Below are 25,014 nucleotides of genomic sequence, written 5' to 3'. Positions count from 1 at the left end.
CAAGACTCTAACTCACGCACACCGCACGACCCGACGGGCGGTCAGGGGCGAGTGGCGCCCACGCACGGACACCGCCCGCCCCCCCCCGAACCGTCCCGAGGCGTATCCACTCACCCGGTGACGAGACCCGGGTCGCTCCTGCCGGCCCGGCCGGTCTCGACGTGTCCGGCGTAGCGCCGCAGGAACGTGGCGTCCACGTCGGAGACGACGGTGACGTCGTACCAACTCCTGCTTCCCCGCAGGTCAAGCACGTGTTTCACGGTCGCACCCGCACGGACCGCGAAGGTCTGCACCCCTCCCCCGTACCCGGCGGCGCTGCGTACGGTCAGACGCACGTTCGCGGACCCGGCGTTGACGAAGGTGAGCTCCAACCCACCGCCTGCGGCGACATGACGTGCCGTCACCTCGGGGCCCGCCGCCACCTTCCCGCCGGCCCTGAAGGTACGCAGGAAGCCGTTGGGCCCATGGACGGTGAGGTCGGTCACTCCCTTGGAATAGGCGGTGTTCCAGCTGTCCGCGAGGGACTTGCCGGCCTCGGTGGTGTAGGTCCAGGGCCCGTCGGTGCGGTTCGCGGAGCTCACCAGGAACTGCGCCCCCGCGGCGGCGCCACCGCTGAAGGTGAGGCGGTACTTGCCGGTGGCCGGATCGGCGGCCCCGTCGACGAAGGGTGCGTAGCGCAGCGGCCGGGTGGGCCGGTCCCCCTTCTCCTGCTTGGGCACGCTGCCGGTCGCGGGCGGTACGGGAACGTAGTCGGGGTGCCGGAGGCGGTCCGGCGGCTCGTAGGCGTCGGTCGACGGCAGCGAGATGTCCGAGGCGTCCGTACGACCGAAGTCGAACGCGGAGGTCAGATCGCCGCAGACGGCGCGCCGCCAGGGCGAGATGTTGGGCTCGTGCACGCCGAAGCGCTGCTCCATGAAGCGGATGACGGAGGTGTGGTCGAAGACCTCGGAGCAGGCGAACCCGCCGGTGCTCCACGGTGAGACGACCAGCATGGGCACCCGCTGACCGAGCCCGTAGGGCCCGGCGGTGTACCGGATGTCGCCGGGAAAGTAGTCGGCGGAGGTGTCGACGGTGGACAGCCCCTGCGCGGGTCCCGACGGCACGAAGGGCGGCACGACGTGATCGAAGAAGCCGTCGTTCTCGTCGTAGGTGATGAAGAGGGCGGTCCGGCCCCAGACCTCGGGGTCGGCGGTCAGCGCGTCCAGGACCTGCGAGATGTACCAGGCGCCGTAGTTGGCCGGCCAGTTGGGATGCTCGCTGTATGCCTCCGGAGAGACGATCCACGAGACCTTCGGCAGCGTCCCGGCCCGGACGTCGGCCTTCAGGTCGTCGAGGAGACCGCCGCCGTTCTTGATGTCGGTTCCGGTGCGGGCCTTGTCGTAGAGCGGATCGCCGGGCGCGGCGTCGCGGTAGCTGTTGAAGTAGAGCAGCGAGTTGTCACCGTACGTACCCCGGTAGGCATCACTGATCCACCCCCAGGACCCGGCGGCGTCGAGCCCGTCGCCGATGTCCTGGTAGACCTTCCACGACACTCCGGCCTGCTCCAGCCGCTCGGGGTAGGTGGTCCACCCGTACCCCGCCTCGTCGTTGCCGAGCACGGGACCGCCACCGGAACCGTCGTTGCCCGTGTGTCCGCTCCACAGGTAGTAGCGGTTCGGGTCGGTGTTCCCGATGAACGAGCAGTGGTAGGCGTCGCAGACGGTGAACGCGTCGGCGAGGGCGTAGTGGAACGGGATGTCCTCGCGGGTGAGGTGAGCCATCGTCGTCGCGGTCTTGGCCGGCACCCACTGGTCGTACGCACCCTTGTTGAACGCCCGGTGCCCGCCGGCCCAGTCATGGTTCAGGTCCTGGAGGAACTGCATGCCGAGCTCGTCGGCGGGCGGCCGGAACGGCAGCACCTCCTTGCCGAGGAGGTCCTTCTGATGCCAGACGGGCTTCCCGCTGGGCAGCGTGACCGGACGCGGATCACCGAAGCCGCGGACGCCGTTCATGGTGCCGAAGTAGTGGTCGAAGGAACGGTTCTCCTGCATGAGGACGACGATGTGCTCGACGTCCTGGAGGCTGCCCGTGCGGCCCCGCGCGGGGAGGGAGGCGGCGCGGGCGATGCTGCTCGACAACGCGGTGTAGGCGGCCGTGCCTCCGGCGAGTTGCAGGAGGCGGCGACGGTCGAGTTCTGCCATGGGTGGGGGCCTCTGCGGGGTGAGGGGGCGTGGGGGCGAAAGCGACTGGAGTGTTCCAGAAGCGGGCGGCCCTACGGAAGACCCGTGCGGTGTGCACGCGGTGGCGGTCGGCGGAACATCCGGCGACGGAACAGGCCACGACACACTGCCCGCGCGACCACGAACGCGCCATCCCCCGGTCCGCCCCCATCGCCCCTACGCCTTCACCCCCACGCCTCCGAAGGCGTCCACATCGGCCGCCACCGTCGCACTGTCGGCATCGGGATGCCATGCGCTGAGGCGTACGAACCCGGGCTCGATCATGCGCAGGCCGTCGAAGAGCGTCTCGATCTCCTGGGGCTCACGGACGTAGTACGGCACGGCACCGCTCTCGATGTACGCCTTCTCCGCGGCGATCATGCCCTCGCTGGTCCGCGTGCCGTCGTACACGACGAGGAGACTCCCGGACGGCAGCCCGTCCATGAGAGCGCCCACCACCTCGCGCGCACGGGCGAAGTCGTCGGCATGGCCGAGTATCCCGAGCAGCATGAGCGCGACGGGCCGCTCGAAGTCGAGGGTCTTCGCCGCCTCGGCCAGGATGGCGTCCGGCCGGTAGAGGTCGGCGTCGATGTAGTCGGTGACACCCTCCGGCGCACTGGTGAGCAGGGCCCGCGCATGAGTGAGCACCAATGGGTCGTTGTCGACGTACACGATGCGCGCGTCCGGAGCGATGGTCTGGGCCACCTGGTGGGTGTTGTCGGCGGTGGGCAGCCCGGTCCCGATGTCGAGGAACTGCCTGATGCCGTGTTCCTGGACCAGATGGCTCACGGACCTGCGCAGGAACTGCCGGCCCGCCACTGCCACATCGACGAGCCCGGGGAAGAACGTCTTGATCTGATCTCCGACCTCACGGTCGACCTCGTAGTTGTCCTTGCCCCCCACGAAGTAGTTCCAGAAGCGGGCCGAGTGAGGGCGCGTGGTGTCGATCCGCGCCGATATGTCAGCCTGGGCAGTCACTTGGTTCTCGCTCACGAGTGCCTCCTGGCACAAACGATGTTGAGGGACGCGTTCAATCTATCCGGGGGCATGGCCGGCTCTCGTCACCGCTGCGAACGGCAACTCGGATCAGGCCACTGCGGCCGTGCACGGGGCATACGTAGCGGAGGTCACGGGCGGAGGCGCGCCTACGGCTTCCACGATCCGTCCCCGGCCCCGGTACGGCACCGGCCAACACTGGTAATTTTGCGGCACATCACGTGTTGGTCCCGGCGGGGTACCGCCGGGTCGAGAGGGCGGGCTGCGTACGTGCAAATCTCACAGATCCTGGACAAGGTCGACGCCGGCGATATCGCCCTCCCGGAGTTCCAGCGCGGGTATGTATGGACCCGCGACCAGGTACGCGGATTCTTCCAGTCGCTGTACCGCGGCTATCCCATCGGTGGATTCCTCACCTGGAGCACCAAGGCAGAAGGTGCCGACACGCGAGGCGACTCGTCGGGGAAGGACGGCACCATTCATTTGCTGCTGGACGGGCAGCAGCGCGTCACCACCCTGTACGGCGTGACGCGTGGCCGGCCGCCCCGCTTCTTCGAGGGCAACCCCGCCACGTTGACGGGTCTGCACTTCAATCTGCAGGACGAGACGTTCGAGTTCTACGCGCCGACGAAGATGAAGGGCTCCCCGGTCTGGGTGGACGTCACGGCCCTGTGCCAGGGCGGCCTGGGGACTCAATTGCTGGCTGTCACCCAACTCGCCGAAGGCGACACGGCACTCCAGTCGACGTACATCGAGCGCCTCAATCGCATCACGCAGATCAAGGAACGCATCGTTCACATCGACGAGGTCACCGGCAAGGACAAGACCCTCGACGTCGTCGTCGACATCTTCAACCGCGTGAACTCCGGTGGAACCAAACTCTCCAAGGGCGACCTGGCGCTGGCCGCCATCTGCGCGGCGTGGCCGGAAGCGCGACCGACCATGAACCGGGCTCTGGCCGACTGGTCCGCGGCCGGGTACGACTTCAAGCTGGACTGGCTGCTGCGCAACGCCAACGCCGTCCTCACCGGCGAGGCCCAGTTCTCCAAACTCGACAAGGTGAGCGTGCCGGAGTTCCGCACCGGTCTGACGGAGACCATTGACGCGGTCTCGTACCTGCTCAACGCACTCGGCGGACGGCTCGGCCTGGACCACGGCCGGGTGTTGAACGGCCGGACCGCCGCGTTCCCCGTCATGAGCCGGCTGCTTCAACGGCACGGCGGGCGGTTCCCGGACGCCATGACCCGCGACCGTCTCTTCCACTGGTACGTGCACAGCTTCCTCTGGGGCCGCCACACGGGTGCGACCGAAACGGCCCTGAACCAGGACCTGCAGGCACTGGACGACGGTGGCATCGACCAACTGATCGACGTGCTGCGCCGCAGCCGCGGTGGCCGGCTCGACGTACGCGCGGACGACTTCATCGGGTCCAGCATGGGCTCGCGCTTCTATCCCCTGCTCTACCTGCTGACGCGAGTGTACGGAGCCCAGGACTTCGTGAGCGGGGTGCCGCTGAAGGACGGCATGCTCGGTCGGCTCAGCTCCCTCCAGGTGCACCACATCTTCCCCAAGGCCCGCTTGTACAAGCATGGTTACACCCGTGCCGAAGTGAACGCGGTGGCCAACTTCTGCTTCCTCACGCAGGACAGCAACCTGCACATCGGCGCCAAGGACCCGGCCGAGTATCTGCAGGAGGTCGAGGACCGGATGCCGGGCACGCTGGCCACCCAATGGGTTCCGATGGACCGTGACCTCTGGCAAATCGAAAGGTACCCGGAATTCCTCGCCGCCCGCCGCGAGCTTCTGGCCGACGCCGCGAACGGCTTCCTCCAGGCCCTCCACGACGGCCCGTCCCCCGTGGAACTCCAGACGACGAGGACGCTCATCCCGGCCCAGGCGCCGACGGCCGTCACCGACCCGCGTGACGAGGACGAGGTGCCGGGCCTGGCGGAACTGCTCACCGAGCTGACGGACGCCGATCTCACGTCCCCGGAACTGGACTGCGAGGTCAACGACCGGCGCACAGGCGAGGCGATCATCGTCGCCGCCGCGTACTGGCCGCACGGCCTCCAGGAGGAGGTGGGGATTCCGGTCATCCTCGCTCCGGACACCACCGCGGACGAGCTGGCGGTACTGGAAGCCGGTAACTACCGCGTGTTCCACAGCACCGATGCGCTACGGCGCTACATCGGTCGCCTGCGAGCGGAGCAGACTGCGGCCTGACGACCGCCCGTCCCGGCGTCCCGGGCCCCCGGCTGCTGCGTACTGCGGCGCGGGGGGCCTGTCACGGATGGACGCGCCCGGAATCGGCTGCGCCGTTACCCGGATAAGCCGGGCGGCGTGGCGGATGATCCGCCACGAGTAGAACGTGGACGAATAGGCCCGCTGCACGTCAGGAGGGGGTCCCACCGTTGCGCCTTCGCGGCGCGCGGTGGGACCCCCTCCCGACGTTGTGTGCGTCAGTCGGCGACGAGGCCAATGAATCCGGCCCACGCGCCCGGACCGACGGACAGCATGGGGCCGCTGAGCTGCTTCGAGTCGCGGATGTGCACGTGGGTGGCTGCGGCGGCGAACTCCACGTATTCACCGCCATTGCCGGTGCTGTAGCTGCTCTTGCGCCAAGCGACCTCGACGCATTCGCCGCCTTCGCCACTGCTGTAGCTGCTCTTGAACCATGCCTCGTCCGGCACGCTCGGCATCTCCATCCGGCCCATCACCCCTCTCCCAGAAGTCCCTTGACGACATCCAGCGATTCGCTCGGTGTCAAAGCCTGAGCTCGGATGATCCCGTACTGCTCCTCGACATCCCGCACAATGCCGCGCTCGGTGTGCAGACGGCTGTCTCGCTGAACTTCAACGTATGCCATCCTGCGCCCGTCGCCCTTTTCGATCAAGGTGAACGGCCCAGCAAGCCCGCAGTGTCCATGCCGATCGGTCGGCATGATCTGGATCTCCACGTTCCGCCGCTGGCCATGCAGGATGATCTGTTCCAGCTGGCCACGTTGCACCTCCCAGCCCCCGACCGGGCGTCGCAGCACCGACTCCTCGATCACGAAGCTCACAGTTGGCATCGGTTTCCGAGCAAAGATGACCTGGCGCGCCAGACGTGCCGATACGCGTTGCTCGATCGTCTCCTCATCCAGAAGCGGCCTCCGCACAGCAAATACCGATCGCGCGTAATCCTCAGTCTGCAACAGACCAGGCACAGCCATCGTTGCGTACACATGGAGGGTGATGGCCTCCGCCTCCAGCCGCGCCATGTCCCGGAAGAACGGCGGATACTGCGCCCGCGCCAACTCCTCCTTCAACGCCATCAACAAGCCCCCGGCATCCAGCACCGCATCCGCCTTGTCGATGAACGCCGGCTGCGGGATCCGGCGCCCCTGCTCGAACGACGCGATCGACTGGGGTCCTCACCAGGGACACTTGCTGGAGGTCTTCGCGCCGCATGCCTGGCGCATCCTCCTCCACTCCTCCCAGCACAAGGTCGCCTACCGGGCCAGCTACTCGGGGCCTGCCCAGGTGACCGGCGGCCCCGGCACGGGAAAGACCGTCGTCGCGCTCCACCGCGTGCGGCACCTTCTGGGGTTCCTGCTCGAGGGCGAGCGCATCCTGCTCGCCACGTACACCGACGTTCTCGTCGACGCGCTGGCAGCGGTCTCGCGGCCCTCGTCGAGGACGCGCACCTGCGCGAGCGGGTGGACATCACCACCGTGGACGCACTGGCGAGCCGGGCCGTCGCCACGTCGCGCAGCCCACTACGGGGTGGCGAGGAGCAGACGCGCTGGGAGCAGGCCGCGAGCACTACCGGTTTCACCGGCACGGCCCGGTTCCTCGCCCGCTGTCAGGTGGTGGGAGACGTTTCGACCTTGAACATGGCGTGCTCCAGATCCTCGTCGAACTCGAGGACCCCGGGCTGATCGTCGGGCACCATGAGGACTGTCGTGGCACGGACGAACTCTCCGGGCCTGGGCTCCGGCGCGTCGAGGAAGCTCTTCTTCTCCAGCCCGAGTTCGGCGCAGTCGACTCCGATCGCCTGGTCGACGTTCTCGGTCTCGCCGTCCTTGCCGGTCCAGCGTGCGTCGGCGAGGTACGTCGTCTTGAACGTCTCGTTGCTCGTGTTCTTCACCTTGAACTCAAGGCAGATGTACGTCGTCCCCGGATCGGCCGTCGCCGGTGACAGGTACTCACCCTGCGAGATCCGATGCGCCTGCTTCACGTCCGTCAGCGTCACCTCGGCCGAACTCGCCGGGATGTCGAGGACCTCGTTGGGCGTGACCGCGACAGGCAGGGTCTTACCCTCCTTGAGCGTCCGCACGTCATCCGGGGACGGAGTGGCGGAGGAGGCCTCAGCCAGCGGAGCGGCCATCTCGGTTCCGGGCGCTGGTCCTGCGGCAGCCTCCGGCCCGCCGTACCCCACCAGCATGCAGCTTGCGGCGGCCACCGCCATCAGCAGCGGGACGCGATTGCGGAGCCTGCCTCGTCCTTGGTACATGGCGAGGTTCCTTCCGACCATCCACCAGTCTGCGCCTGCGGGGCGCTCGCCGCAGTTCGGAGACTCTACTGTCCGAGTCCGATCCGGTCCGCTCCCGCCGCTCGGGTGGGGGTTGTCCCCCAGGCCCCCCCTGGGGGACAACCCCCAGGAAGGTAGGGGAGAAACCGGGTCGTGCGGAGGACGCCGGGTCCGTAGGTTCTGGAGTGGAATAAGCACACCGCTTCACACAGTCTTCGGAGGCCCACTCGTGACCGCCCCTTCGCTCCAGCCGACGCGCACGCTTCACCCGGCCCTGGCGGCCTTCGTGCGCTTTGTGATCTGTGGTGGCGGGGTCGGGGTTGCGTCCAGTGGTGTGCTGGTCCTCCTCCACGACCGGATGCCGCTGGTCCTCGCCAATGCTCTCGTCACCGTCGTCTCCACCGTGATCGCGACCGAACTGCACAGTCGGGTCTCGTTCCGCAGTGCCCGCAGGGGGTGGGGCGTCCACCTTCAGTCCGGGCTGACCGTCGCGGTGAGCTACGCCTTCACGACCGCGGCCCTGTTCTGCCTGTACGCGGTCCAGTCCGAGCCTTCGGCGCTCGTTCAGCAGAGCGTCTACCTGTCGGCGTCGGCGATCGCCGGTGCCGGGCGGTTCGCACTGCTGCGGGTGGTCGTCTTCGGGGAGCGCAAGGCGGGCGGGACGCAGAACGCGCCGTTCGGCAAGGCGTCCGTGGCCATGGCTGCCTGAGCGTGACCCGCTGGGCAGGGGGTTGCGCCGCTCGGCCGCCCCGCGCCCCCATTGGCTATCGTGACGGGTCGGCCGGGCAGCTGCGCGGCCCGTGAGTCGAGCGGGGGCCACCGGTGGCACAGGGGCGGGACGGGTGGGTGCGGGTGCCCGTAGGGGGCGATGCGGCGCGGTGGATCACACGCGGGACGTGCCTGCGGGTCCTGGTCGTCGTGCACAACGTCACCGCCGCCACCCGCCTCCTCGATGTGTTGCCGCTCTTCGACGACGATCTGCGGATCCAGCTCCTCGCCACCTGTCCGGGGTCCTCGGCGTTCTCCGCCGGCACGGCCGACGTGCTTGCCGGGACCGGAGTGCCCGTCCTGTCGTGGGAGCAGGCCATCCGGACGCCGGTCGACCTGGTGCTATCCGCCAGTTTTGGCGGCCAACTGGAGGCTTTTCGCGGGAAGTTGGTCGTCCTCTCGCATGGCGTTGGATACACTAAGAGGCTGGCAACACCGGACACCGGACACCGGACACCGGACACCGGACACCGGACACCGGACACCGGATCGGGGTCGGGGTCGGGGTCGGGGTCGGGGTCCTCGGCCACAAGCGCAGCGCCCGTGTTCGGGAACGCGCCCCAGTGGCTTCTGGCCGATGACGGCGTGCCCCTCGCCGACGCGCTCGTCCTGTCCCACCCCGAACAGGTCGACCGGCTGCGCGCCGCCTGCCCCGAGGCCGCGCCGACCGCCGTTCTCGCCGGTGATCCCTGCTTCGACCGCATGCTCGCCGCCCGCCCCTACCGCGAGCGGTTCCGCCGCGCGCTCGGAGTGCGGGCGGGGCAGCGGCTGATCGTCCTCAGTTCCACCTGGAATCCGGAGTCCTTCTTCGGGGACGGCAGTGCGGAGGGCGTCGACGTGCTGCCCGCCCTGCTGCCCCGGCTCGCGCGGGAGTTCCCCGTGGACGCGTACCGCTTCGCCGCCGTCCTGCACCCCAATATCTGGCACGGCCACGGACCCGGCCAGGTCCGCGCCTGGCTCGACCGGGCGCGGCGTTGCGGGCTGGTGCTGATCGATCCGCTGGAGGGGTGGCGGCAGGCGCTGATCGCCGCCGATGCCGTGATCGGGGACCACGGCTCGGTGACGTACTACGCGGCGGCTCTCGGTACGCCCGTGCTGCTGGCCGCCGCCCCGCTGCACGCCCTCGATCCCGATGCGCCGATCTCCGCCTTCATGCGGGACGCCCCCCGGCTCGATCCCGGGGCGCCGCTGCGTGAGCAGGTCGATCAGCTCGTCGAGCGTCATCGGCCGCTGCCCGGGCCGGCCCGGTTCACCACCTCCGTGCCGGGTGAGGCGGCGGTCCGGTTGCGGGCGTTGTTCTACTCGATGATGGGTGTGGCGGAGCCGGAGTGGGCCGCCACCCTGGAGCCGTTGCCCCTGCCGCGGCTCGAGGCGGTCGCCGTCACCGCACCCCTCCACGTGGTCACCCGGCTCGACGGTCCGGGCGCGGTGTCCGTCACCCGGTGGGCCGGCCCCCCGCCGGCCACCGAGGCCGGCGGCGGGGACGTACACATCGCGGTGCATGAGGACACCCGTGACGTGGACCGGCTGGAAGTCGCCGACGTCATCCTCCGGGACGGGCCGCCCGACGATCCTCGCTTCGGGTCTCCGGCCTTCTGGACGGACGAGGTGGTGCAGCGGTACCAGGGGTGCTCGCTGGCCGCGTTCGTCGTCGGGCCGGACACCTGCGTCGTCCGCCTGCGGAGCGGTGGACTCCTGCGGTTGGTGGGGGCCGGTGTGGATCCCGGTGCCTGCGCCTCGGCTCTGCTTGCCCTGCTCGAGGGCGGAGGTGTCGAAGACGTACGGGGGCGGCTCGCGCGTCTGGTGGATGACGGGTTCCTGGTCCGCGTCGGGGGCCGCGCCGCACGATTGCGGGTGATCCCGGTCCCCGGCCACGGTGAGGAGTGAGGGGACGGCGTCAGTCGGTGTCCCGCCGCTCATCGGCCGCACAGCGCTCGCGCATGCCCCGCAGATAGGCCACGTGGTACTCGGCGCTCTGCCCGTCGAGCGTCGTGATGGCCTCCTCGATCAGGGGGCGCGCGGCCCTGGTCTCCGACGTGTCCAGCCACGTCTCGGCCAGGTCGGTGAGGGTCCTGGCCGTGTTGTACGTGTCACCGTGGTCCCGGAAGTACCGCAGGGCCGTCTCCAGCCGTCCCCGGGAATCGTCGAACCGGCCCTGCCCGCGCAGGGCCCGGCCGCGGTGGCGTTCCAACAGGGCTCGTGCGCGCGGGACGTCGGCTGTTCCCTCGTCCGTCGGCAGCATCGTGTCCAGGATGGACCCCGCCTCGTCGAAGCATGCGTAGGCCTCCTGCCAGCGCCACTGCCGCAGGCGGAGCAGTCCCAGGAACTCCGCGGCCGATGCGTGGCCGCGTCGGTGGCCGGCTGCTTCCTCCGCCCGTGCCGCCGCGAGTGCCTCCGTCTCCGCCTCCTCCCAGCGTCGCAACTCGGTGAGAGTGTGGGCCAGTTGCTCGTACAGGGCGCCCGACTCCGCCGTGCCCGGCCAGTGGGTGTCCGCGAGGCGGGCTCCGATGCGGAGGGCGGGCAGCAGCATCTCGTGGTGGCCCGCCTTGAGTTGCAGCGGCCACAGGGAACGGCAGATGCGTACGGCGGATTGCGGGTCGCCCGACTCCTCGGCGCAGTGCACCGCCTGGACCAGGTTGCCCGACTCCGCGATCAGCGCGTCCAGGGCCTCGCCCCGGCTCTCGTACGTACGGCCCCTGCGTGTCGTGGAGGGGGCGGGGACGCGCCAGCTCTCCGGCAGTGCCTGATGGGCCGCGGATGTCGACAGGTCGACGTACCGGTTCAGCATCCGGGCCATCGCGGCCGAGCAGCCGGCGATTCCGTCCACCTGGACGGCGACGGCCTCCGCGTGGCGGCGGACCGCGGCGCGGTAGTGGTAGCGGGCGGGGCCGTCGGCCGTGGTGTTGCACTCCAGGAGGAGGACCGCTGCCAGCTTCTCCAGGTGTGCCGCCGCTTCCTCGGGGGTCGTACCCGTCACGTGGGCGGCCGAGGCCGCGTCGACGGCGGGCCAGGCGCGTACCGCCATCAGGCGGTACAGCCTCGCCGTCGCGGGCTCCAGCAAGCGGTACGTGTCCTCTGCCGCTCCCCGTACGGGGTCGGCGTCCGCGGTCCTGCCGGATGCCGGAACGGTGAGGCGGGGTGCTGCCGCGCGCAGGGCGTACGGCGATCCGCCGCACCGTGCGAGTACGGAGGGGAGGGTGGCCCTGGCCTCGGCGAGGGCGGGCTTGTCGAGGAGCTTGGTCAGCAGCCTGACCGCGTCCTTGTCCGTGAGCGGGCCGACGGGGACACGTACCGCGTCGAGGCCCGGGAACGGGTTGCGGGCCACCACGATCATGAACACCGCGGGTGCCGAGGTGAGGAGCGGCCGGACCTGGGCGGCCGAGTGTGCGTGGTCGAGGATGATCAGCAGCTTGCGGTCGGCCACACAGCGGCGGAAGTACTCGCCGAGGTGGGCGGCTGATGTGGGCATCTCCTCTGCGGGTAGGCCGAGTTGGCGCAGTAGGTCGCGCAGCACCGCACCCGGTTCGCGTACGCCATCGGGGCCGGAGGAGGCCCCCAGGTCCGTGTGCAGTTGGCCGTCGGGGAACCTCCCGGCCTGCCGCGTACCCCAGTGCACCGCCAGCTCGCTGGTACCCATGCCCTCGGCGCCGTGCACGAGGGCCAGTCTCGGGGTGCCGTCCGCGCGGCGGGAGGCCTCGCGGTCGAGGGCCTTCAGCGCCTCCTTGCGGTCGGTGAAGAACCTCGTCGGCACGGGGAGCGACGGCCGGCCGGCCCCGAAGGCGGCTCCGCCGCCCGCCCCGTGCGCGCCGCCGTTCATGCGGGCCGCGAACGCCGTCCAGGAGGCGGCCAGTCGGGGGTCGCGGCGGAACTGGTCCACCATCAGCCGCGCCACGTCGTCCAGTTCGCCCGGGGTGGTGGGTGCCGGAACCTCGCGGCCGGCGATGCGGCGGACGAATCCGCCGGTGGACTCCCAGGCCCATTTCCCCGCCTCGTTGGCCATCCCCGAACCGACCGCGCCGAGCACCGTCGTCACGGCCGATACGGCCGACAGCGAAATGGGATCCAGCATGTATCGCACTCCCCGTTCCCGGTGCTCCGCGCGATGCGCCCTCCCCGGCACCGCCGCTGCCACCGTGCGACTGCAATCTATCGACAATCCACCCCGGTCGGGCGGCATCCCGGATGCCCGGCGCGCGGCACCCACGTCAGCGCGTGGCGCGTGAAGGTTGGTTATCCTGACCAGCGTTCCAGGTCACCAGGGTGGGCCCCGTCGGCCGCCGGCGCGGGCTGCGCGCTCGATGAGGGGGAAGCACGTGCAGGGTCCAGCCGCGAGCCGTGGTTCGGTCAGGAAGGCCGAGCAGGCGTGGTGCCAGGCGATGGCGCTGATCCAGTGCGGGGACACCTCCGGCGCGGGCGCACAGTTCGCGCTCGCCACCACCCACGACCCCTTCGCCGCCGACGCGTGGCTGGGGCTGCACGCGACCGGTCAGCGGCAGCAGGAGGCTCTGGATGCGATGCTCCGGTGTTCCGGGACCTTCGGTGCGCTGCGGACGAAGTTCGGGCTGCCGCTGCGGTCCACGTTCCAGATCGGCCACTACGTCACCTTCCGCCTGGAGAACGCGCGCGACCTGTGGCTGGCGGCCATGTCCTCGCTGCTGGACAGGAAGCGGGTCGACGAGGCGTGGGCGGGGCTCGCGACCGCGCAACTCGACTGCGACGAGACCCGGTTCGTCTGTACACGCTACGCGTTCGTCAAGGAGGACTGGGCCCTCGTTCTGAGGTTCGCGACCGGTATCGGCGACGCGTTCCTGTACGACGAGGCGCAGTTGTACGTCGGTGCGGCACTCTTCGCCCAGGGCGTCTACCACGAGGCGCTGAACGTCCTGGCGCCGTTGCCCCGGAAGCTGGAGACGGGCAGCCGGTTCGACGCCGAGACCAAGTACTTCAGGGGGCGCTCGCTGGAGGAACTGGGTCGGCAGGAGGAGGCGTTGAAGCAGTATCAGTACGCCTTCCGGTGTGCGCCCGGCCTCTTCGACGTGAACGTCCGTGCACAGGCCCGGCCGGTCACCGCGCCTGCCGCTCCCGCACCCCCGGCTCCCATGGCCCAGGACCTGCTTCCGCCGACGCCCCGGCAGCCGGAGGCGCCTCCGGTCGTCCCGGCCCCGGCCGGACCCGAGCCGTCCACCAGCGGCGCCGACGGTGCCGATCCCGGCTCCGGCGGCCTGCCCGCCGAGGAGCGGGCCCGGCTGCTCGCCGAGGCGCAGAAGTCGCTCGACGACATGATCGGCCTCGAACCCGTGAAGCGACAAGTGCTCACCATGATGGCCCAGTTGCGCATGGCCGCGCTGCGGGAGGAGCAGGGGCTGCCCGGAGGTGCCCAGCCCCGGCACTTCGTCTTCGCGGGGCCGCCCGGAACGGGCAAGACGACCGTCGCCCGCATCATCGGCAAGGTCTTCGCCGGGCTCGGCCTGCTGAGTTCGGGCCATGTCGTCGAAGCCCAGCGCGTCACCCTGGTCGGGCAGCACCTCGGGTCCACGGCCCTCAAGACGAGCGAGGTCATCGACTCGGCGCTGAACGGGGTGCTGTTCGTCGACGAGGCGTACGCGCTGATCAACACCGGGTACAACGGCGGAGACGCCTTCGGGAAGGAAGCCCTGCAGGTGCTCCTGAAGCGTGCCGAGGACGACCGGGACCGGCTCGTCGTCGTCCTCGCCGGTTACCGCGCCGAGATGACCGAACTCCTGCAGACCAACCCCGGCCTGATCTCGCGCTTCACGACACGGGTCGACTTCCCGTCGTACTCCGCGGACGAACTGGTTCTCATCGCCCGCTCCGTACTGGCCGCTCACGGCGACGAACCCGATGCCGGGGCTCTCCAAGCCCTCGAATCCCTCTGCTCCGCGATCGTGGACGGCGGGATGGCCGACACGGTGGGCAACGCGCGGTTCGCGCGCGAGCTCTGTCAGAAGGCCTCCGCGCATCGGGATCTCCGGTTGTACGCCACGCACGCCGAGAGCACACCGACCCGTGCGGAGATGGTGACCGTGCTCGCTGAGGACGTGGCAGCGGCGCACGAGGAGCTCATGGAGTCCCACGGGGGTGGGAGCAGCGATTGACTCGTAACCCCGCTCTGAAGGGCGGAGGTTCTGGCCTTCTCGATCGTTGCTGTGCAGCTACGCTGCACGGGCTTTGGTCGGGAATCCGTGACTTCCTGTTTTTTCGCGCTGTGCCGGGACGAGTCCAGGTCTTACCGACGCTCCGCAGGCCGATACCGCCAGTCCGGCGGCCGTTTTCACGTTGAGTGCGGCATTGTGGTCACGGTCGTGGACGGTGCCGCAGGCGGCGCAGGTCCATTCCCGTACGTCGAGGGGTTTTGGTCCGTCCTTGACGCCGCAGGTGGAGCAGGTCTGGCTGGTCGGCTCGAACCGGCCGATCTTGATGAAGGTGCGGCCGTACCGGGCCGCTTTGTATTCCAGCATGTTCACGAACTCCGACCATCCGGCGTCGTGCACGCTTTTGGCCAGCTTCGTGCGCGCCAGTCCCGTCACCGACAAGTCTTCCACGGCGATTCCTTGGTTCTCGGAGATCAGCCGGGTGGAGAGCTGGTGGTGGAACTCGTGGCGGGCGTCGGTCACCTTCGCGTGAGCGCGGGCGACTTCGAGGCGGGCCTTCTCGCGGTTCTTCGAGCCTTTCTGCTTGCGGGACAGGCCCCTCTGGGCCTTCTTGAGCTTCTTCTCCGCGCGGCGCAGGAACCTCGGGGAGGTGATCTTCTCGCCGGTGGACAGGACGGCGAAGTGGGTCAGGCCCAGGTCGATCCCGATGGTCTGGTCGGTGTTGGGCATCCGTTCCGCGTCCGTGTGCGGGTCGGTGTCGATGACGAAGGAGGCGAAGTACCTTCCCGCACTGTCCTTGATGACGGTGACCGAGGTAGGGGTGGTGGGCAGGGGCCGGGACCATTTCACCTTCACCGCACCGATCTTGGGCAGGTTCAGCTGACCCCGGTCGGTGATGTTCCAGCGGGCGTTGGCGGTGAAGCGGATGGACTGCCGGGTGTCCTTGCGGGACTTGAAGCGGGGCGGGCCCAGCTTCGGGCCCTTCCGGGTGCCTTTCAGGGAGGCGAAGAAGTTACGGTAGGCGGTTTCCGTGTCGCGCAGGGACTGCTGGAGGACAACTGAGGAGACCTCGCCCAGCCAGGATCGGGCCTCGGTCAGCTTCGCCTGGGTGATCAGCGTCTTCGACAGTTCGCCGGCCTTGGGGAAGGCTGTACCTGCCTTCCGGGCGTCTTCGCGAGCACGCACTGCGTCGTTGAAGATGACGCGGGCGCACCCGAACGCCTTGGCCAGCGCGATGCGTTGGCCTCTGTCCGGATACAGCCGGAAGCTGTACCGAAGTTGCATGATGGTCACGATACGTAATTGGGTTATGGCTGAGATGTAGCAGATCAGAACTGGTCGGCACTGTGCTTTCGTGATGCATGTTCACTTGGTTTTCGTGACGAAGTTCCGTCACAAGGTGTTCTCCGATGTCCATCTGGTACGGATGGAGGAAATCATGCGATCGGTGTGCACGGACTTCGAGTGCGAACTGGTCGATTTCAACGGCGAGGACAACCACGTCCATCTTCTGGTGGACTTCCCTCCCAAGGTCGCCGTCACCAAGCTGGTGAACTCCCTCAAGGGCGTCTCCTCCCGTCGACTGCGTCAGGAGTGCCCCGACCTGGTCCGCCACTACTGGCGGGCGAACAAGCTGTGGTCCGGGTCCTACTTCGCCGGGACCGTCGGTGGCGCCCCGCTCACCGTGGTCAAGCAGTACATCGAGCAACAGAACCGGCCCGCGTGAGCCCTGCCCGGCTCCGCCGGGTCCAGCTCTGGTGACGCTCCGCGCCACCAGCCACATCCAGCTCAGCCGGACCGGAATCCGCGACGCCCCGCGACCCGATCACAGATTCGCTTCACCACCGGGCCGAAGCCCGATGCACTGCGAATGAATCCCGGTAGCTCAGGGCCCCCTTCGCCTCACGGTGCCTTGAAGTACGCGGGGAACCGCGGCCCCATCCATGGCTTGCGGCCCCACGCGAAGACGCGTCCCCGGGCCATGGCGCCCACCGGCGAGCTGCGGCCGAGCCCCATCAGCAGGAACGTGACCGGCTCGATGGAGATCGTGCAGTCCGGGCGGTCCGGGCGGTCCGGCGGTTCATGGCCCACCGCCACCGTGCCGTCGGTGAACGTCACGCCGAAGCGGCCGCCGCCCCACAGCCGTACCGCGTAGCGGGCGTTCAGCCCCGTCGTGGCGGCGGGATCGGTCACCCGGGGCATGGCCTGGATCATGAACGGGAGCGCCAGACGGACCCGGGCGGGGTCGACCATGTGCGGGCGTTTCAGTGCGCGGGCCAGGTCGTAGCCGTGGCCCAGCATGTGCGTCAGGAGGTACGAACCGAGGACCACGCGGTTCATCGGCCCCATCGGGGTCATCAACGTCTCGTCCGGCGGCCGGCTGGTCACCCCGTCCAGACAGGCAGCCGCCTGCGCAACGATCAGCCCGGCCAGGGGCTCCGCCGCCCGCTCGCCGAATGCCGCGAGGGCCTCCTCGTTGGCTGCGGCGATGCCCTGCGGGGTGCCGTCGCCGTAGGCGTGCGGGTGCCCGGCCGCCACATCGGCCATCAGCGCGTTGGCCTGCGCCAGGTGGGCGGCCACCTCCCCCACAGTCCAGGTCAGTCCCGGTACGGGAGCCCCGGTGTCGGGGGCGGCGCGCAACAGCTGCGCGATCTCCTCGGCCGTCGTGCGTATCGCCTCGGCCAGCCCCTCGGGCAGCACGCCACGCACCTCCTGCCCCGCCTTCGGCTCCACTGCGCCACCGTCCGTCCGAACGCCGCCCGCGCGTCCACCGTCCACTTCTGTTACCTGCGGGTACACAAGAGCAGTTCGCGCGGCCTCACGGCAAGAGGTCCGCACCCACTGTTCGAACCCCTCTACGATCGAGCGCGTGTGCGCAAACGTGATCATCGCCGAGGACGACGAGAAACAGGCGGAGCTCCTCCGCCGCTACCTCGAACGGGAGGGGCATGCCGTCACCGTTGTCGGTGACGGCCTCGCGGCCCTCGAGCAGGTCCGGCAGCGGGAACCCGACCTGCTGGTCCTCGATGTGATGATGCCCCGGGCCGACGGTCTGGACGTCGTACGCGTACTGCGCGCCGAGTGCCGGGAGCTGCCGGTGCTGATGCTGACGGCCCGCACCACGGAGGACGACCTGCTGCTCGGTCTCGACCTCGGTGCGGACGACTACGTGACCAAGCCGTACAGCCCGCGTGAGCTGATGGCCCGGGTGCGTACCCTTCTGCGCCGCAGCCGGCGGACCACCGGAGCCGATCCAACCGATACGTCGCTGCTGACGGTCGGTGCGCTCGTCGTCGATCCCACCCGGCACGTGGTGTCGGTCGACGGCGAGGCCGTCGAGTGCACACCGGGTGAGTTCAGGATCCTGGCCGCGCTCGCGGCCGAGCCCGACCGGGTCTTCTCCCGGCAGCAACTGCTCGCGGAACTGCACGGCTTCGACCGGTACATCAGCAACCGCACGGTCGACGTGCACGTCATGAACCTGCGCAAGAAGATCGAACCCGCACCGCGCCGGCCCGCCCGGCTGCTCACCGTCTTCGGTGTCGGCTACAAACTGACCGACCCGGCGAAGGCGGCGGCACGTGCGTCGTCGTAGCGAAGGGCGCCCCCGGCGCGAGACGCACGGCGCGGCACCGGAGTCCGGGTCGTCGAGGACGCGGCTGCCGTTGCGCAGGAGCCTGTTCGCGCGGCTGCTGGCCGTATCGGCTCTGGTGGCGGCGTGTTCGGTCGCCGCCACGGCCTGGCTCGCCGTCCAGACGACGTCCGGCGCGATCCTGCAGGAGCAGGGGCAGAACCTCACCGCCGACGCCCGGATCTACCACAGCCTGCTCGGATACGCCGCGGCTCATCCCACCTGGGACGGTGTCGAGGAGACCGTGCGCGACCTGGCCGAGCAGTCCGGCCGGCGGATCGCGCTGACCACCGAACAGCGCGCGCCGCTCGCCGACTCGGCCGCCCCGGAGAAGGCCGCCGCGCTGCCGGACCAGGCGTCGGCGATCGTGGACCCGCTGTCGGTGGACACCGCGCTGGCGGCCGAGAACGCGGGCCCGTCCGGCACCCCGGCGGACCGTGTCGATCCGCGCGCGGTCGGGCCGTTCCGGCTTCCGGCCGCGGAACGTAAGGCGTTGCGGCAGATCGCGGAGCGGGGCGTTGCCTGCCTCAACGATTTCGGGATCGCCTCGGACGTCGTCTCCACCGAAAGCGGGCGCCCGGTGATCCAGATGGTGGGCAACGATCCCGAAAGGCTTCAGGGAACCCGCTGCACCACCGACGCCCTCGACGCCCCGACGGCCACGGAGAAGAAGGCCCTGAAGGCGCTCAACCAGCTGGCCGACGCGTGTCTGAAGCGCCAGGACCGCGACGGCGTGGACCTGAAGCTCGATCTGTCCTGGGGGCAGAGCGCGGAACCCGTACCCACGGCGGTGCCCACCATGCCGCCGAGCGAGGCGCCCCGCACCGCACCCGGCATCGAACCGGAAGCCGCGCCGACCGAGACGCCCAGCGTCATGCCGAGCGCCGCCCCCTCACCCGCCGTCGGGACCGGCGAGGACGACCGGGCCATCGCCTCCTGCGTGGGCACGGCCCGGCGTGAGCAGCTCAGCTCGTACGTCGCCTCGCCCGCGCTGCTGTTCATCAGCGACACCGGCGGTACCACCGTCCCCGGATTCGACCTCTCCCCCGCCAACACGGCCAAGATCGCGGGCGCCGCCGCTCTCGTCCTGGCCCTCGCCGTCGGCGCGTCGGTGCTCGTCGGCGCCCGGCTCGTCCGCCCCCTGCGCGCCCTGACGGGTGCCGCGCAGCGGATGCGTGACGGGGAGGACACCGCGCCGGTGCTGGTCACCGCGGACAACGAGATCGGGCGGCTCGCCGCCACGTTCAACGACATGGCCGCCCACCGCGCCCGGCTGGAGGCCCAGCGCAAGGCCATGGTCAGCGATGTCGCCCATGAGCTGCGCACCCCGCTCAGCAACATCCGCGGCTGGCTGGAGGCGGCGCAGGACGGGGTGGCCGACCCGGATCCGGCGTTCATCGCGTCCCTGCACGAGGAGGCCGTGCAGTTGCAGCACATCATCGACGACCTCCAGGACCTGGCTCAGGCCGATGCGGGCGCCCTGCGGCTGCATGCCGAACCGGTGCGGATCGAGGAGCTGCTCGGCCAGGTCGCCGCCGCGCACCAGGCCCGCGCGGAGACGGCCGGGGTGGCGCTGACGGTGCCGGCGTCAGCGCCGGGCCGTACCGTTCCCGGCCTGATGGCCGATCCGGTCCGGCTCCGTCAGGCGGTCGGCAATCTGGTGTCGAACGCGGTCCGCCACACCCCGTCCGGTGGGAAGGTCACCCTGTGCGCGTACGGCTCCGAGTCGGGCGATGCGGTCCTGGTGGACGTGACGGACACGGGCACGGGCATCCCGGCTGAGGACCTCGTCCATGTCTTCGACCGCTTCTGGCGCGGTGAGAAGTCCCGCAGCCGCCGCACCGGAGGCAGCGGGCTCGGGCTGGCGATCGTACGGAAACTCGCGGAGGCGCACGGCGGCACGGCGACGGCGTCGAGCGTGCCGGGAGAGGGCTCGGTCTTCACCCTGCGCCTTCCGGCCGACCGCCCGTGGGACACCGCCGCGACCGGCTCAGGGGCGGGCCACGCAGCCGGCGCCTCAGTCGGTGCCTCAGCCGGCCCCTCGGGGGGTCCCTCAGCCGGCCCCGGGGAGCCCTGATGCGATGACCACAGCGTCCTGACAGCTTCTTCATAACTTCGCGCCAGCCTGTCGGTACGCCTCGCGCCACGGTGCCCTCCCGCACCGCGGCGCCGTCGAGGCCGACCTGGAACGGAGCCATCTACATGCCCCTGCGTACGTCTCTGCGTACCGCCGTCCTCACCGCTGTCGCGCTCGGCGCGGTCTGCGTACCCGCCACAGCCGCGTTCGCCGACTCCTCGCCCACGCCCACGGTCGCGCCGTCGGTCGCCGGCACCTCGCCGAGCGACGAGCCCTCCGCCGCACCGACCCGGACGCCCTCCGCCGCCACCCCGACCGAGATGCCGCGTGGCGGCGTGGCCGCGGGCGACAGCCCGACGCCGGTCCCGCCGACGGCCACCCCGTCGGCCGCGCCGTCCAAGGCCCCGATGGTCGCGCCCCGGGGCGGTGTCGCGGCCGGTGAGGAGCCGGCCGGTACGTCGACCGACAACACCGCCGCCGTCACGGGTTCCGTCGTGGCCGCACTGCTGGTCGCCGGCGCCGGAACGGTCGTTGTGCGCCGTCGCCACACCGGTCGCCGCAACGGCTGACCTGCCCCGCAGCCGAACAGCCCGCAGTGGCGCCGTCCTTCACCGGGCGGCGCCTCTGTTGTCGCCCGAACGTCTCAGGAGCCCGTTCTCATGTCCCGTACGACCTCGTCCGTTTGGCGCATTCGCACTGCGCTGCCGGTGTACGCCTGCCTCGCACTGACCGCGCTTCCCGCACTGACGGGCTGCTCCGGCGCATCGCCGTCGAAGTCTCCGGCCGCCGTGGCGCAGGCGCCCACCACGGTCGGCACCCCTGACACCGAAGCCAAGGACACGCCCCCGGCGAAGGCCGCCGCCCAGGCACCGGTCCACGTCTCCATCCCCTCCCTCGGGGTGGACAGCGACATCATGCGCCTCGGTCTCAACACCGACGGCACGGTCGAAGTGCCGCCCGCCGAGAAGGGCATGACGGTCGGCTGGTACACCGGCGGCGCCGTACCCGGCGAACCGGGGCCGGCCGTACTGATCGGCCACAACGACACCCGCCTCGGCCGCGCCGTCTTCCACGACCTGAAGAAGATCACCAAGGGTGCGGACATCACCGTCCGCGACGAACGCGGCACCGAGGTCCACTTCAAGGTCACGGGACGGGAGACGGCGAGCAAGACCGCCTTCCCGACCGCTCGGGTCTACGGAAAAACCAAGGACCGCGCCCTGCGACTGATCACCTGTGACGGCGCGTTCGACGCCCAGGGGCACCCGGTGGACAACCTGATCGTGTACGCGATGAGGAAGTGAAGGACGCCGGGGCGGCTGCGTCCGCAGGGTCCGCGCACCGCGTGTACGGCGTGGGCCGCCCCGCTGCGCTTCCCGCGTGACAGCCGAGATTCCGGGCAAGCCGGGCCGGTGCCGTACGGACATACGAATGAGGTTCCCACCTGGCGCAGGCGTCCCTCCGCTCCTCCCCGTTCCCCGTGGTGGCAGAGCGTGACCGCCCTGGGAACCGCACCGCCCCGCCGTTCCGTCTCACAGACGTTGGTCACGTTGCATCGGGGGATAGCATGCTGCGCATCCACTTCACCACCGAAGATCTGGGCCGTGTCCGACTGGCACAGCAGCCGGACGACCTGTGGGAAACGATTCTGAGCCTGCATCAATTGGTGGAGGCAGCACCGTTCTTCGCGCCGTGGAGCCGTCAGGCCCGTGGCGCCCTCGCCGCCGCGGGCGTCGTTCCCGACGCCAGGATGCTGGCCACCCTTGCCCCACCCAGCTCCTACTTCCCGGACTTCCTCACCCCGCCTGTCGACCTCGGACGCTCCACCGATCTGGGCACAGGTATCGACAGGGTGCTGTCCACAAGCAAGCGCCGACTGCGCACCGACACCAACCGCCTGGCCTCTGATCTGCCCAGCCCGCCCTCATGGCTCGACGACATCGCCTCAGGTCGGCCCAGCGCCCTGCGCCGCCTGGGCACTGGGCTGCGTCGCTACCACGCCTGCGCGGTGGCCCCGCACGCCGCCGCTTCCGCCACATGCGTCGGCCACGACTGGGCGAGACTGACACGACGCGCACTGGAGCACGGTGCCGAATCCGTACTCACCACTCTGGGTCCCACCTTCCGCTGGAACCCACCGGTCCTGGAGACCGACTATCCAGTGGAGCAAGACCTGCACCTGGACGGCCGCGGCCTCATGCTGGTTCCCAGCTTCTTCGGGATCCACCGCCCGGTCACGCTGGCAGACGGGGAATTGCCACCCGTCCTGATCTCCCCGGTCACTCGTGGACCGCTGTGGATCCCGCAGACCGCACCCGGCCCGTGTGACGGGATGGCCCTGGACGAACTGCTCGGTCCCAGCCGCGCGACGGTGCTGCGGTGCCTCGACGTGGGCCAGAGCACCACCACGCTCGCGGCACGCAGCAGCATCTCCCTCTCCATGGCCAGCCGCCACGCCGCCGCACTGCGCCGGGCGGGCCTGGTGGCCACCGAGCGGATGGGCAGCTCCGTACTGCACACCCGGACCGCACTGGGTACGGCCCTGGTGCACGGGGGCTGAGCATCAACCCGCCATCACCGCAGAGGTTTTGCGCAAGGACGCAAAGGCTTTGTCACGGTCAGGGCCTGGCCTAGCGTCGTATCCGAGCGGCTCCACCGGGGCGAAGCCACACCCCACGGGAACCGCGACCACATCAAACGGGGGAACTGCAATGCGTCTGACCAAGGCCACATTCTCCGCAGCCGTACTCGCTGCGGGACTCGCGTTCACTGTCCTGCCCGCAACGGCCCAGGCGGCGTCCGCGACTCCGCAGGGCGGTTGCTGGGGCTCCAGCTGCACAGGAAAGGATCCCGACGCGTACTGCTCCGGAGACGCCTACACCGTCTCCAGCGCCAAGATCGGCAAGAGCGCCGGAGTCATCGAGCTCCGCTACTCGCCCTCATGTGAGGCAGCCTGGGCCCGCGTCACCGGGAAGAGGGACATCTACAACGCCGGCGCCCCCTGGGCGAAGGTCATCCGCAATGACGGCCGTACGTACTCCTGCGAGTACAGCCACACCAACGGCAACCAGACGAGCTGCTATACCAAGATGGTCAACGACCACAACTTCACTTCGTACGCCAAGGGTTGGTTCGACACCGGGGTCATGGCGTACACAGCACGGACTTCGGCCTACTGACCTCGGCCGGAACGCAGGTCGTACGGCCCACGTTCGGCATGGTTTCGGGGCGCTGAAGACGCACCCGCCAACGCCTGACTCTGCCCCTGGACGCCGAACTCAAGCGCCCGGGGGCCCCTGGCTGCCCGCCGGCTCACGTCGGACGCGTACGCCGGCAGTTCCGCCTCAGCGCCGCTGTCGACGTGCCACACGGCGACGGCCGGGGCCCCGATGTCGCTCAGAGCCCCGGGACCTTGGTCCGGGGGCCGGCATCGCAGCTGGAGTTCCGCTGCGTCGCGGTCATCGGCGTGAGCGAGGGCGCCCTGCCCTACCCCCGGGCCGTGACACCGGTCGAGGTGGATCGTTTCCAGCACGCCTCGGACCTGATGGCGGAACGCTGTCTGCTGTTCGTCGCCTGCACACGGGCTCGTGACGGGCTGCACGTGTCGTGGTCCGGTGCGCCGAGCAAGTGCCTGGTCGAGGCCGGGGTGGGGGTGAGGCGGGACTCGTAGGGCGTCGGCGCACGAGTTCTGGCGCCTCTACTTCGAAGTCGGGCGTCAGGCGGCTACAGAAGCGACGAGGATTGTCCGGGACGCGCTGCCCCTCCCTGGAGGGAGGCTCTGGCCGCCAGCGCCTCCCTCCAGCCGGTGCTTGTACAACTTCGCAAAGACCTGAACGGAACGGAAGCGCCGACCCGCTTCGAAATCGCGGCGTTCCGCCGGTGTCCATGCTTGCGCGCTGTGGAGGTCCTTGCGCTGCCCAACTGTCGCGCACTCCGCACAGCCTTGCCGGAAGCATGCGTTCCACTCGGCCGAAAACAGCGCCCTGGGTAGCACTATTCACTGCCGGGCAGGTTCTCGAGCCTGTCGGGCCTGCTGGACTTCGAACGGCTGATACGCCCTCTCAAGGGACCAGCGTGACCGTGCCCGATGTCATGGCTGGGCAACAACGGCAATGTGACCGATTGCTGATTGCAGAAGCGACGCACGAGTTGATAGACATGCATTCGATCAAGAGTGCGCACGATCGAGTGAGTGGGGGGCGTCAGTGACGGCGTGGGACATCAAACCGCAGGGTGTGCAGGGCGGGCTGAAGGTGGTCGGCACGCATGCCGGTGATCTGGAGAAGGCGCTGACCGCGATGGTCACCGCGATGTCGGAGGCGGCGACCCATGCGGGTACGGCGGTTCCGGGCACGGCGGCGTCACTGCCGGTGGCCGGGCCGGTGGCGGTGGGGGCGGAACCGTTGTCGCACCCCACGCTGGGGCCCGTCGCGGCGGCGCTGGGCGAGTACATGACGGCGCGGAAGCCGCAGCTGAAGTCGATGGCGGAGCGTATCCAGGCCGCCGTGCTCGGGGCGGCGACGGCGACGAACGAGTACGTGGAGGGCGACCTGGACGCGGCGAAGCAGGCCCAGGACGCCGCCAAGTCCGTCCGCCTGGACCTGCTGAAGGACATGGGGGCCGGCAAGTGAGCAAGAACGAGGCGGTCACCCCGTCCGGCATCCCGGTCTTCACCGGCAACCTGGCCCTGCTGGACAGCAGCGTGACCTCGCTGACGAA

The 25,014-nt window shown here is 69.8% G+C and carries 19 protein-coding genes and 3 pseudogenes; 14 read left to right on the top strand and 8 right to left on the bottom strand.

Annotated features, from left to right (window positions below; translation table 11 throughout):
- Positions 1-110: 110 nt before the first annotated feature.
- The gene (locus ACIBJG_RS21440; protein WP_399309417.1) at positions 111-2,180 is read right to left on the bottom strand and encodes a phosphocholine-specific phospholipase C; all 2,070 of its coding nucleotides are present in this window, start codon (positions 2,178-2,180) and stop codon (positions 111-113) included.
- A 195-nt stretch (positions 2,181-2,375) separates the two neighbouring features.
- Complete coding sequence (locus tag ACIBJG_RS21435) at positions 2,376-3,191, bottom strand: SAM-dependent methyltransferase (protein ID WP_399309415.1); 816 nt, start codon at positions 3,189-3,191, stop codon at positions 2,376-2,378.
- A gap of 273 nt (positions 3,192-3,464) precedes the next feature.
- Here ACIBJG_RS21435 and ACIBJG_RS21430 point away from each other — a divergent pair, with 273 nt between their 5' ends.
- A complete protein-coding gene (locus tag ACIBJG_RS21430; protein WP_399309413.1) occupies positions 3,465-5,417 on the top strand; it encodes a DUF262 domain-containing protein in 1,953 nt (650 codons plus the stop codon).
- A 236-nt stretch (positions 5,418-5,653) separates the two neighbouring features.
- On the opposite strand, the gene ACIBJG_RS21425 is transcribed toward ACIBJG_RS21430, so the two are convergent.
- Entirely contained in the window at positions 5,654-5,908 is a 255-nt protein-coding gene (locus ACIBJG_RS21425) for a DUF397 domain-containing protein (protein ID WP_399309411.1), read from the bottom strand.
- Positions 5,908-6,597, bottom strand: a pseudogene (locus ACIBJG_RS21420) (DUF5753 domain-containing protein); the annotation flags it as partial. The pseudogene ACIBJG_RS21420 and the gene ACIBJG_RS21425, both read right to left, overlap by 1 nt.
- Before the next feature lie 46 nt (positions 6,598-6,643).
- Between ACIBJG_RS21420 and ACIBJG_RS21415 the strand changes: the two are divergent.
- Positions 6,644-7,035 (top strand): annotated as a pseudogene (locus ACIBJG_RS21415) (UvrD-helicase domain-containing protein); the annotation flags it as partial.
- Between the two features lie 2 nt (positions 7,036-7,037).
- Here the strand turns inward: ACIBJG_RS21415 and ACIBJG_RS21410 are convergent.
- Positions 7,038-7,688 (bottom strand): hypothetical protein, encoded by a 651-nt coding sequence (locus ACIBJG_RS21410; RefSeq protein WP_399309409.1) that lies wholly within the window; start codon positions 7,686-7,688, stop codon positions 7,038-7,040.
- Positions 7,689-7,935: 247 nt separating this feature from the next.
- On the opposite strand from ACIBJG_RS21410, the gene ACIBJG_RS21405 reads away from it, so the two are divergent.
- Entirely contained in the window at positions 7,936-8,415 is a 480-nt protein-coding gene (locus ACIBJG_RS21405; RefSeq protein WP_399309408.1) for a hypothetical protein, read from the top strand.
- A gap of 209 nt (positions 8,416-8,624) precedes the next feature.
- A complete protein-coding gene (locus ACIBJG_RS21400; RefSeq protein ID WP_399309406.1) occupies positions 8,625-10,361 on the top strand; it encodes a hypothetical protein in 1,737 nt (578 codons plus the stop codon).
- Between the two features lie 10 nt (positions 10,362-10,371).
- On the opposite strand, the gene ACIBJG_RS21395 is transcribed toward ACIBJG_RS21400, so the two are convergent.
- A complete protein-coding gene (locus tag ACIBJG_RS21395) occupies positions 10,372-12,543 on the bottom strand; it encodes a tetratricopeptide repeat protein (RefSeq protein ID WP_399309405.1) in 2,172 nt (723 codons plus the stop codon).
- Between the two features lie 244 nt (positions 12,544-12,787).
- Between ACIBJG_RS21395 and ACIBJG_RS21390 the strand changes: the two genes are divergently transcribed.
- Positions 12,788-14,590 carry an AAA family ATPase gene (locus ACIBJG_RS21390; RefSeq protein WP_399309403.1) on the top strand — a complete coding sequence of 601 codons (1,803 nt, stop codon included), beginning with the start codon at positions 12,788-12,790 and terminating at the stop codon, positions 14,588-14,590.
- A gap of 57 nt (positions 14,591-14,647) precedes the next feature.
- Here ACIBJG_RS21390 and ACIBJG_RS21385 read toward each other — a convergent pair whose 3' ends face one another.
- Positions 14,648-15,871 (bottom strand): RNA-guided endonuclease InsQ/TnpB family protein, encoded by a 1,224-nt coding sequence (locus ACIBJG_RS21385; RefSeq protein ID WP_399309401.1) that lies wholly within the window; start codon positions 15,869-15,871, stop codon positions 14,648-14,650.
- Between the two features lie 43 nt (positions 15,872-15,914).
- Here ACIBJG_RS21385 and tnpA point away from each other — a divergent pair, with 43 nt between their 5' ends.
- The gene (gene tnpA / locus ACIBJG_RS21380; protein WP_399309748.1) at positions 15,915-16,313 is read left to right on the top strand and encodes an IS200/IS605 family transposase; all 399 of its coding nucleotides are present in this window, start codon (positions 15,915-15,917) and stop codon (positions 16,311-16,313) included.
- 176 nt (positions 16,314-16,489) lie between these two features.
- On the opposite strand, the gene ACIBJG_RS21375 is transcribed toward tnpA, so the two are convergent.
- Positions 16,490-17,320, bottom strand: a complete 831-nt coding sequence (locus ACIBJG_RS21375) for a maleylpyruvate isomerase family mycothiol-dependent enzyme (RefSeq protein WP_399309399.1) — start codon at positions 17,318-17,320, stop codon at positions 16,490-16,492.
- 136 nt (positions 17,321-17,456) lie between these two features.
- Between ACIBJG_RS21375 and ACIBJG_RS21370 the strand changes: the two genes are divergently transcribed.
- From ACIBJG_RS21370 to ACIBJG_RS21335, 8 genes and pseudogenes are all read left to right on the top strand, one after another.
- Positions 17,457-18,182 carry a response regulator transcription factor gene (locus tag ACIBJG_RS21370; RefSeq protein WP_399309397.1) on the top strand — a complete coding sequence of 242 codons (726 nt, stop codon included), beginning with the start codon at positions 17,457-17,459 and terminating at the stop codon, positions 18,180-18,182.
- Positions 18,169-20,295, top strand: coding sequence for a sensor histidine kinase (locus ACIBJG_RS21365; protein WP_399309395.1), 2,127 nt, complete (start codon positions 18,169-18,171; stop codon positions 20,293-20,295). Before ACIBJG_RS21370 ends, ACIBJG_RS21365 begins: the two co-directional genes overlap by 14 nt.
- A gap of 125 nt (positions 20,296-20,420) precedes the next feature.
- Positions 20,421-20,864 carry a sortase-dependent protein gene (locus ACIBJG_RS21360; RefSeq protein ID WP_399309393.1) on the top strand — a complete coding sequence of 148 codons (444 nt, stop codon included), beginning with the start codon at positions 20,421-20,423 and terminating at the stop codon, positions 20,862-20,864.
- Positions 20,865-20,954: 90 nt separating this feature from the next.
- Positions 20,955-21,599 (top strand): class F sortase, encoded by a 645-nt coding sequence (locus ACIBJG_RS21355; RefSeq protein WP_399309391.1) that lies wholly within the window; start codon positions 20,955-20,957, stop codon positions 21,597-21,599.
- Between the two features lie 263 nt (positions 21,600-21,862).
- Positions 21,863-22,855 (top strand): ArsR/SmtB family transcription factor, encoded by a 993-nt coding sequence (locus tag ACIBJG_RS21350; protein WP_399309389.1) that lies wholly within the window; start codon positions 21,863-21,865, stop codon positions 22,853-22,855.
- Between the two features lie 151 nt (positions 22,856-23,006).
- A complete protein-coding gene (locus ACIBJG_RS21345; protein WP_399309388.1) occupies positions 23,007-23,474 on the top strand; it encodes a DUF2690 domain-containing protein in 468 nt (155 codons plus the stop codon).
- Positions 23,475-23,731: 257 nt separating this feature from the next.
- Positions 23,732-23,965 (top strand): annotated as a pseudogene (locus ACIBJG_RS21340) (3'-5' exonuclease); the annotation flags it as partial.
- Positions 23,966-24,500: 535 nt separating this feature from the next.
- Positions 24,501-24,926: a DUF6507 family protein gene (locus tag ACIBJG_RS21335; RefSeq protein WP_399309386.1), complete on the top strand. Its 426-nt coding sequence runs from the start codon at positions 24,501-24,503 to the stop codon at positions 24,924-24,926.
- The last annotated feature ends 88 nt before the right edge of the window (positions 24,927-25,014 follow it).

It is taken from the genome of Streptomyces sp. NPDC050422 (assembly GCF_044458665.1).
Classification (GTDB): Bacteria; Actinomycetota; Actinomycetes; order Streptomycetales; family Streptomycetaceae; genus Streptomyces.
Note: the sequence above shows the minus strand (reverse complement) of the source record. Positions and strands in the feature narration are given on the sequence as shown.

Excerpts from the sequence above, each read along its gene's own strand:
- ACIBJG_RS21360 (WP_399309393.1), top strand. The coding sequence starts at position 20,421 with ATGCCCCTGCGTACGTCTCTGCGTACCGCCGTCCTCACCGCTGTCGCG.
- ACIBJG_RS21425 (WP_399309411.1), bottom strand. The coding sequence starts at position 5,908 with ATGGGCCGGATGGAGATGCCGAGCGTGCCGGACGAGGCATGGTTCAAG.
- ACIBJG_RS21395 (WP_399309405.1), bottom strand. The coding sequence starts at position 12,543 with ATGCTGGATCCCATTTCGCTGTCGGCCGTATCGGCCGTGACGACGGTG.
- ACIBJG_RS21440 (WP_399309417.1), bottom strand. The coding sequence starts at position 2,180 with ATGGCAGAACTCGACCGTCGCCGCCTCCTGCAACTCGCCGGAGGCACG.
- ACIBJG_RS21350 (WP_399309389.1), top strand. The coding sequence starts at position 21,863 with ATGCTGCGCATCCACTTCACCACCGAAGATCTGGGCCGTGTCCGACTG.
- ACIBJG_RS21345 (WP_399309388.1), top strand. The coding sequence starts at position 23,007 with ATGCGTCTGACCAAGGCCACATTCTCCGCAGCCGTACTCGCTGCGGGA.
- ACIBJG_RS21385 (WP_399309401.1), bottom strand. The coding sequence starts at position 15,871 with ATGCAACTTCGGTACAGCTTCCGGCTGTATCCGGACAGAGGCCAACGC.
- ACIBJG_RS21355 (WP_399309391.1), top strand. The coding sequence starts at position 20,955 with ATGTCCCGTACGACCTCGTCCGTTTGGCGCATTCGCACTGCGCTGCCG.
- ACIBJG_RS21410 (WP_399309409.1), bottom strand. The coding sequence starts at position 7,688 with ATGTACCAAGGACGAGGCAGGCTCCGCAATCGCGTCCCGCTGCTGATG.